This is a genomic window from Streptomyces kebangsaanensis (assembly GCF_001906585.1).
GTDB classification, from domain to species: Bacteria; Actinomycetota; Actinomycetes; order Streptomycetales; family Streptomycetaceae; genus Streptomyces; species Streptomyces kebangsaanensis.
The window spans coordinates 35377-43310 of sequence record NZ_JUJA01000161.1 but is presented as its reverse complement, the minus strand read 5'-3'; the positions used below and the strand labels follow the sequence as shown (position 1 = coordinate 43310).

The following is a 7934-nucleotide window of genomic DNA, read 5'->3' as shown; positions in this document are numbered from 1 at the left end:
GGTGGTGGTCAGGGTGGCCGGCGCCGGCCGGTGCAGCTCCTCGCGGACCTTGACGTAATGGTGGTACTCGGTCGCCGCGGCCGCCGTGATCAGAGCGGTGGCGTCCAGCGCCATGGTGCGCAGTTGTTCCGAGGTGAGCCGCTGTCCGACAGCGGCCAGTTCCGGGCGGTGTGGGGCGGAGCGCAGCGCCTCATCGAGGATCCGCTCGTATTCCTGGCGGTCCTCGCTCAGCAGGTGCTGCGGAACGCTGTTCATGTGCATCCCCCGATGCTCCGTAGGGCTTGGGGCTCGCACGGTGGCGAGCCGTCGGGCAGAAACGGAGGGGAGCCTGCTACGGATAAGCCGATGGTAGAGCCGTGACGGTGCGCGGTGACAGGGGGTTTCCACAAATTGGGTGCCGACCTGCGCGGTCGTCTCCGCAGGGCGGCTGCCCGGTGAACAGTCAGTTTTCCAGCGGGAGTTGCTGGACCAGCAGCTTTCCGGCCATGGTCACGCCGCCGTCCATCGCGATGGCGAGTCCGTCGGCGTAGACGTGGGGTCCCTCCACGACCGGACCTGTGCTCTCGTCACCGTCCTCGGAGCCGACTTCGCCCAGCAGATAGGGGATGGGGCTGTGGCCGTGAACGATTCGGGTGCCGCCGTACGTATGGAGCAGGGAGCGTACGGCGTCGGCGCCGCCCTCGTCGCGGAAGGAGAAGCGCTTGGTGAACTTGCGGAACAGGTCCCAGACCTCGTTCACGTCGTTGCGCGTGAGCGTCTCGCGGACGGTGTCGTTGACCTCTTCGATCGAGGCGCCGTAGTCGAGATAGGCGGTGGTGTCGGAGTGCACGAGCAGATAGCCGTTGACCTCCTCGACCGCGTCGAGGCGGGCCATCCACTGCAGATGGTGGTCCTGGAGGCGGTCCATGTCGGACTTCTGGCCGCCGTTGAGCAGCCAGGCCGCCTGGAAGGTGGCGGTGCCCGCGCTGGAGTTGACGGGGGTGTCGCCGAATCGCTTGGCGCCGAGCAGCAGCAGCTCGTGGTTGCCCATGAGGGCCTTGCAGTAGCCGCCGGCGGCGGCCGCCTCGGCGGACAGCCGCATCACGAGGTCGATGACACCGATGCCGTCGGGGCCGCGGTCGGTGAAGTCGCCGAGGAACCACAGCCGCGCGTTGCCCGCGCACCACTGGCCGGCGGAGCCGATGAGCCCCTTCTCCTGGAGGGCGGCCACCAACTGGTCGAGGTAGCCGTGCACGTCACCGACGACGTACAGGGGACCCGGGCCGGTGCCGGGCTGCGCGGCGGGTGCGGGGGCCGGGTCGACGGCCACCTGAACCGTGTCACCGCGGTTGATGACCGGCAGGTCGCGCTCGGTGGGCGTGTACGCGTCGGAGTAGCCCGTCCGGGCCGGCCGGGCCGTCTCGGCGGGGGGCATGCCGTGGGCGTACGGACCGGTCTCGTTGACGTATGCGGGCACCCGGAAGTCGCGCAGCGTCGCCGTGCGCTCCACCTCGGGTCCCTGACCGGCCCCCTGAGTCATCGACCCCTCCACCATCGCGCCGCATCTGCACCGCTTCGGACTGCCTGGTCGCAGCGGCCCGCGGTGTCGTGGGCCCATCATAGGAATGCGGATCGCGCCATGTGATGACCCAGGGGTGGTGAATCGGAACAGGACTCCGGTCCGCTGCGGCTTTCGCCCCGATTGACCGGTCTTCGGCGGCCCCGCGGCCGCCTTGCTCAGGGCCTGTCCGGTGGATCAAGGCGCAGGAAGTCGGCGGTCGCCCGCCGGCCCGGGTGAGCGGGGGCGACGGGGGGTCCCTCTGTTCATCGCCGAGAGCTGGGGGTGCGCACCGGACCCCGCGTCCGCGGCATGATCCGCCGGACCGGCCCTAATGCCCGTCCGATGTACGTGGTGGGCTGATCGTCCGGCGTTGCGGGCGTCGCTGGGACGAGGTGCGCACGATCAGCTCGGTCGGTATGACCTGCTCGACCGGGTGGTCCGACTCGACGCCTTCGATCGCGTCGATGAGGAGCTGGACGACCGCCGTGCCGATCCGGCGCGGCTTCAGGGACAGCGTGGTGATGGGGGGCTCGGTGCTGGCGTACACGGTGGACTCGCTGCAGCACACCAGCAGCAGGTCCTCGGGGACGCGCAGGCCGTAGCGGCGGGCGGCGGCGAGCAGATCGGTGCCGTTGGGGTCGAACAGTCCGTAGACGGCGTCGGGCCGGTCGGGGCGGGCCAGCAGCCGGTCGGCGGCGACGGCGCCCGCGCACGGGTCGTGGGCGGGGTAGGCCTCGTAGACCGGGTCCTGGCCGACGCGCTCGCACCAGTGCAGGTAGGCGGTCGTCGACAGGTGGGTGTACGTGTCCGTGGTGGTGCCGGTGAGCAGGCCGATGCGGCGGGCGCCGGCCTCGGCGAGGTGGTCGAGGATGCCGAGGACGGCGGCCTCGTGGTCGTTGTCGACCCAGGCGGTGACCGGGAGCGTGCCGGCCGGGCGGCCGTCGCTGACCACGGGTAAGCCCTGGCGGACCAGCTCGCTGACGACCGGGTCCTGGTCGGAGGGGTCGATGACGACCGTGCCGTCCAGGGCGACGTTCGACCACACGTCGTGGCGCGAGGTCGCGGGCAGGATCACGAGGGCGTAGCCGCGGGCGAGCGCGGCCGAGGTGGCGGCGCGGGCCATCTCGGCGAAGTACGCGAACTCGGTGAAGGTGAAAGGTTCATCCCCGTAGGTCGTCACGGTCAGGCCGATGAGGCCCGACTTGCCGGTACGGAGGGTGCGGGCCGCGGCCGAGGGGCGGTACCCCAGCCGGTCGGCGACCTCGCGGACATGCCGTCGGGTGGCATCGGGGAGCCGTCCCTTGCCGTTGAGGGCGTCGGAGACGGTCGTGATGGAGACTCCGGCGGCGGCGGCCACGTCTCTGATGCCCGCCCGGCCCGGCCGGCCGCCTCGGCGTGAGGTTTCCGCGCGGCTCACCTGGTGCTTCCCTGCTGCTGTCATGGCGAGCCGATAGTAGGGCTCATGCGGTGGGGTAGTGCGGACGCATATGCACTCGTTGACAGGCACGTTTCTGCATGGTCATCCAGGCTCATTTTCCTTTGAAACCATGTCAGTTAGGCGAAGCAATGCCAGGACCTGACGTGGCGACACGCATGGACCTGCCGAGCCCTCGATGTTTCGAAGAGGTCTCAACTCACCTTCACGAGGGATGCGCGCCACGGCGTGAGCCACCGGCGCGTAGATATATCTTGACGCGCCCCTCGATTCGTATGTCTTCGTATGGTGATGCCCTTGATGCCAGTGTGACCCATGAGGTCGGAGCTGGTGCACAGGTGGTCGCGTCCGACCCATACGCAGCGGCGCCCAATCCTCATAAGGTGTGCAGTATTGGAAGCCGGTGGTGGTCACGAGGAGGACTGCGGTGAGCGAGACGAGCCCGAAGCTGCGTGCCGAGCTGGAGGGTATCCCCACCTACAAGCCGGGAAGGCCCGCCGCGGCCGGCGGCCCGGTGGCGTACAAGCTGTCCTCCAACGAGAACCCCTACCCGCCGCTGCCGGGAGTGGTGGAGGCGGTGACGGCGGCCGCCTGCTCCTTCAACCGTTACCCGGACATGGCGTGCACGGCCCTGACCGAGGAACTGGCCGAGCGCTTCGGCGTGCCGGCCTCCCACGTGGCCACCGGCACCGGTTCCGTCGGTGTCGCCCAGCAGCTGATCCAGTCCACCAGCGGCCCCGGCGACGAGGTCGTCTACGCCTGGCGGTCCTTCGAGGCGTACCCGATCATCACGCAGGTCAGCGGGGCGACCTCCGTGCAGGTACCGCTGACCTCGGGTGAGGTGCACGACCTGGACGCGATGGCGGACGCGATCACCGACCGCACCCGCCTGGTCTTCGTCTGCAACCCGAACAACCCGACCGGCACGGTGGTGCGGCGGGCCGAGCTGGAACGCTTCCTCGACCGTGTGCCCTCCGATGTGCTGGTGGTGCTGGACGAGGCCTACCGCGAGTTCATCCGCGACCCCGAGGTGCCGGACGGTGTGATGCTCTACCGCGACCGGCCGAACGTCTGTGTGCTGCGTACGTTCTCCAAGGCCTACGGCCTCGCCGGGCTGCGGGTCGGCTTCGCGATCGCCCATGAGCCGGTGGCGGCGGCGCTGCGCAAGACGGCGGTGCCGTTCGGTGTGAGCCAGTTGGCCCAGGAGGCGGCGATCGCCTCGCTGCGGGCCGAGGACGAACTGCTGGGCCGGGTCGGTTCGCTGGTGTGCGAGCGCGCGCGTGTGGTCGACGGGCTGCGCGCGCAGGGCTGGACGGTGCCCGAGACGCAGGCCAACTTCGTGTGGCTGCGGCTGGGGGAGCGGACGGTCGCCTTCGCCGAGGCGTGCGAGCAGGCGGGCGTGGTGATACGGCCGTTCCCGGGCGAGGGCGTGCGGGTGACCGTCGGGGAGGCCGAGGCGAACGACATCTTCCTGAAGGCGGCGGAGGCGTTCCGCAAGGGGGTCTGAGCGCCGCGGCCGGGGCGGGCACCGGGGCGGGTCCCGGGGTGCCCGCCCTGTTTGCTGCCCGTCGGCAAGTCGCGCTCGAGGGGTTGACGCAGGAGGGGACCCCCCTTACGGACTTCGAGGACAGGTGCGTCATAATTGCTTGTGAATGTGAACGCGTTCACAAGCGAGTCCGATTGTTGCTCTGTTGTGCAGGACACACCAGGGCAAACGGCCACCGCCACAGCGGTGACGTAAGGAGAGTGACGACGTGGACCTGGCTTTGGCGCCGGAGACACTGGCGCGCTGGCAGTTCGGCATCACGACCGTCTACCACTTCCTGTTCGTCCCCCTGACGATCTCGCTGGCCGCCCTGACGGCCGGACTGCAGACCGCCTGGGTGCGCACGGAGAAGGAGAAGTACCTCAGAGCCACCAAGTTCTGGGGCAAGCTCTTCCTGATCAATATCGCCATGGGCGTGGTCACCGGCATCGTCCAGGAGTTCCAGTTCGGCATGAACTGGTCGGACTACTCCCGCTTCGTCGGAGACATCTTCGGCGCCCCGCTCGCCTTCGAGGCGCTGATCGCGTTCTTCTTCGAGTCCACGTTCATCGGTCTGTGGATCTTCGGCTGGGACAAGCTGCCCAAGAAGATCCACTTGGCCTGCATATGGATGGTCTCGTTCGGCACGCTGGTGTCGGCCTACTTCATCCTCGCGGCCAACTCCTGGATGCAGCACCCCGTCGGCTACCGGATCAACGAGGAGAAGGGCCGGGCCGAGCTCACCGACTTCTGGCTGGTACTCACCCAGAACACCACGCTCAACCAGGTCTTCCACAGCTTCTCGGCAGCCTTCCTGACGGGCGGCGCCTTCATGGTGGGCATCGCCGCCTTCCACCTCATGCGCAGGAATCACATCCCCGTCATGCGCACCTCGCTCCGGCTCGGCCTCGTCACCATGGCGGTCGGGGGCCTGCTCACCGCGGTCAGCGGGGACACCCTCGGCAAGGTCATGTACGAGCAGCAGCCCATGAAGATGGCTGCCGCCGAGGCGCTGTGGGAGAGCGAGAGTCCGGCGCCCTTCTCGGTCTTCGCGTACGGGGACGTCGACAAGGGGCACAACAAGGTCGCCCTGGAGATCCCCGGGCTCCTGTCCTTCCTCGCCCACGGCGACTTCGATTCACCCGTCCCCGGCATCAACGACACCAATGAGGCCCTGCAGGAGAAGTTCGGCCCGGGTGACTACAGGCCGATCGTCCCGGTCGCCTACTGGAGCTTCCGCTGGATGATCGGCTTCGGTATGGCGTCCTTCTCGCTCGCCCTGCTGGGGCTCTGGCTCACGCGGAAGAGGTTCCTGCTGCCGGCCGCCCTGCGCACCGGGGAGGACGAGGTCCCGCATCTGGTGCTGCTGAAGAAGCCGATCGGGCCGAGGCTCAGCCGGCTGTACTGGCTTCTGGCGCTCTGGACGATGGCGTTCCCGCTGATCGCCAACGCCTGGGGATGGATCTTCACCGAGATGGGCCGGCAGCCCTGGGTCGTCTACGGCCTGATGCAGACCCGGCACGCGGTCTCTCCCGGCGTGTCCCAGGCCGAGGTCATCACCTCGATGAGCGTCTTCACCGCGCTGTACGCCGCCCTGGCCGTCATCGAGGTCAAGCTGCTCGCCAAGTACGTCAAGGCGGGCCCGCCCGAGCTCACCGAGGCCGACCTCAACCCGCCCACGAAGATCGGCGGCGATCTCCGTGACGCCGACAAGCCGATGGCCTTCTCGTACTAGGCCGAGGGAGCCGCACAGTCATGGAACTGCACAACGTCTGGTTCGTTCTGATCGCCGTCCTGTGGATCGGCTACTTCTTCCTGGAGGGTTTCGACTTCGGGATCGGGATCCTCACCCGGCTGCTCGCCCGCGACCGTGCCGAGAAGCGGGTGCTGATCAACACCATCGGTCCCGTCTGGGACGGCAACGAGGTGTGGCTGCTCACGGCCGGTGGCGCCACCTTCGCCGCCTTCCCCGAGTGGTACGCCACGCTCTTCTCCGGCTTCTACCTGCCGCTGCTGGTCATCCTGATCAGCCTGATCGTCCGGGGTGTCGCCTTCGAGTACCGGGCGAAGCGGCCGGAGGAGCGCTGGCAGCGCAACTGGGAGACGGCGATCTTCTGGACCTCGCTCATCCCCGCGTTCCTGTGGGGCGTGGCATTCGGGAACATCGTGCGCGGAGTGAAGATCGACTCCGAGTTCGAGTACGTGGGTGACGTCTGGGACCTGCTCAACCCGTATGCCCTGCTGGGAGGCCTGGTCACTCTGACGCTCTTCACCTTCCACGGTGCGGTGTTCGCGGCACTCAAGACCGTCGGTGACATCCGGGGGCGTGCGCGGCGGCTGGCGCAGCGTGTGGGGCTGGTCGCGGCCGTACTGGCTCTGGCCTTCCTGCTGTGGACGCAGGCCGACGGCGGTGACGGCAAGAGCCTGGTCGCGCTGGTCGCCGCGGTCGCCGCGCTGGTCGCCGCCCTGGTGGCGAACCAGGCGGGACGCGAGGGGTGGTCGTTCACGCTGTCCGGCGTCACCATCGTGGCGGCTGTGGCGATGCTCTTCCTGACGCTCTTCCCGAACGTCATGCCGTCCACGCTCAACGCGGACTGGAGCCTGACGGTCACCAACGCCTCCTCCAGTCCCTACACCCTGAAGATCATGACCTGGCTCACGGTGATCGCCATGCCGCTCGTCCTGCTCTACCAGGGGTGGACCTACTGGGTGTTCCGCAAGCGGATCGGCACACAGCACATCGCCGAACCCGCGCACTGAGTCCGGTGAGGGTGTGTTTCACGTGAAACACACCCTCGGGGCCGAAGGGCATGTTCCACGTGAAACCGATCGATCCGCGACTTCTCCGTTACGCCCGTGCCACCCGGATCTTCCTGGTGGCCGTCGTCGGGCTGGGCGCCGTCGGCGCGGGGCTGGTGATCGCACAGGCGATGCTCATCGCCGAGGTGGTGGTGGGCGCTTTCCAGCACCGGATGACGGTCGCCGGGCTTCGCACGCCCCTGCTGCTGTTGGTGGCCGTGGCCTGCGGCCGTGCGCTGGTCTCCTGGCTGACCGAGCTCGCCGCGCACCGGGCGAGCGCGGCGGTGAAGTCGGAGCTGCGCGGGCGGCTGCTGGAGCGCGCGACGGCACTCGGCCCCGGCTGGCTGAGCGGGCAGCGGACCGGCTCGCTGGTCGCCCTGGCCACCCGCGGGGTCGACGCCCTGGACGACTACTTCTCGCGCTATCTGCCGCAGCTGGGGCTGGCGGTGGTCGTCCCGGTGGCGGTGCTCGCGCGGATCATCACCGAGGACTGGGTCTCCGCGGCCATCATCGTGGGCACCCTTCCGCTGATCCCCGTCTTCATGATGCTGATCGGCTGGGCCACGCAGTCCCGCATGGACCGTCAGTGGTGGTTGCTGTCCCGGCTGTCCGGGCACTTCCTGGACGTCGTGGCG

General features: G+C 68.7%; 6 protein-coding genes and 1 pseudogene. 4 read left to right on the top strand and 3 right to left on the bottom strand.

Translation table 11 applies throughout. The features are described from left to right. From RH94_RS45070 to RH94_RS31250, 3 genes and pseudogenes are all read right to left on the bottom strand, one after another. Nucleotides 1–261 (bottom strand): annotated as a pseudogene (locus RH94_RS45070) (hypothetical protein); the annotation flags it as partial. 181 nt (nucleotides 262–442) lie between these two features. Beyond that, complete coding sequence (locus tag RH94_RS31255; RefSeq protein ID WP_107428875.1) at nucleotides 443–1534, bottom strand: metallophosphoesterase; 1092 nt, start codon at nucleotides 1532–1534, stop codon at nucleotides 443–445. A 334-nt stretch (nucleotides 1535–1868) separates the two neighbouring features. Next, nucleotides 1869–2981, bottom strand: coding sequence for a LacI family DNA-binding transcriptional regulator (locus RH94_RS31250; RefSeq protein ID WP_073951705.1), 1113 nt, complete (start codon nucleotides 2979–2981; stop codon nucleotides 1869–1871). Between the two features lie 421 nt (nucleotides 2982–3402). On the opposite strand from RH94_RS31250, the gene hisC reads away from it, so the two are divergent. From hisC to RH94_RS45065, 4 genes are all read left to right on the top strand, one after another. Further along, nucleotides 3403–4482 carry a histidinol-phosphate transaminase gene (gene hisC / locus RH94_RS31245; RefSeq protein WP_073951704.1) on the top strand — a complete coding sequence of 360 codons (1080 nt, stop codon included), beginning with the start codon at nucleotides 3403–3405 and terminating at the stop codon, nucleotides 4480–4482. 247 nt (nucleotides 4483–4729) lie between these two features. After that, nucleotides 4730–6235 carry a cytochrome ubiquinol oxidase subunit I gene (locus tag RH94_RS31240; RefSeq protein WP_073951703.1) on the top strand — a complete coding sequence of 502 codons (1506 nt, stop codon included), beginning with the start codon at nucleotides 4730–4732 and terminating at the stop codon, nucleotides 6233–6235. A 20-nt stretch (nucleotides 6236–6255) separates the two neighbouring features. After that, the gene (gene cydB / locus RH94_RS31235) at nucleotides 6256–7260 is read left to right on the top strand and encodes a cytochrome d ubiquinol oxidase subunit II (protein WP_073951702.1); all 1005 of its coding nucleotides are present in this window, start codon (nucleotides 6256–6258) and stop codon (nucleotides 7258–7260) included. A gap of 59 nt (nucleotides 7261–7319) precedes the next feature. Beyond that, nucleotides 7320–7934, top strand: a 615-nt coding sequence (locus tag RH94_RS45065; RefSeq protein ID WP_267893411.1) for an ABC transporter transmembrane domain-containing protein, incomplete at its 3' end; no start/stop codon positions are given.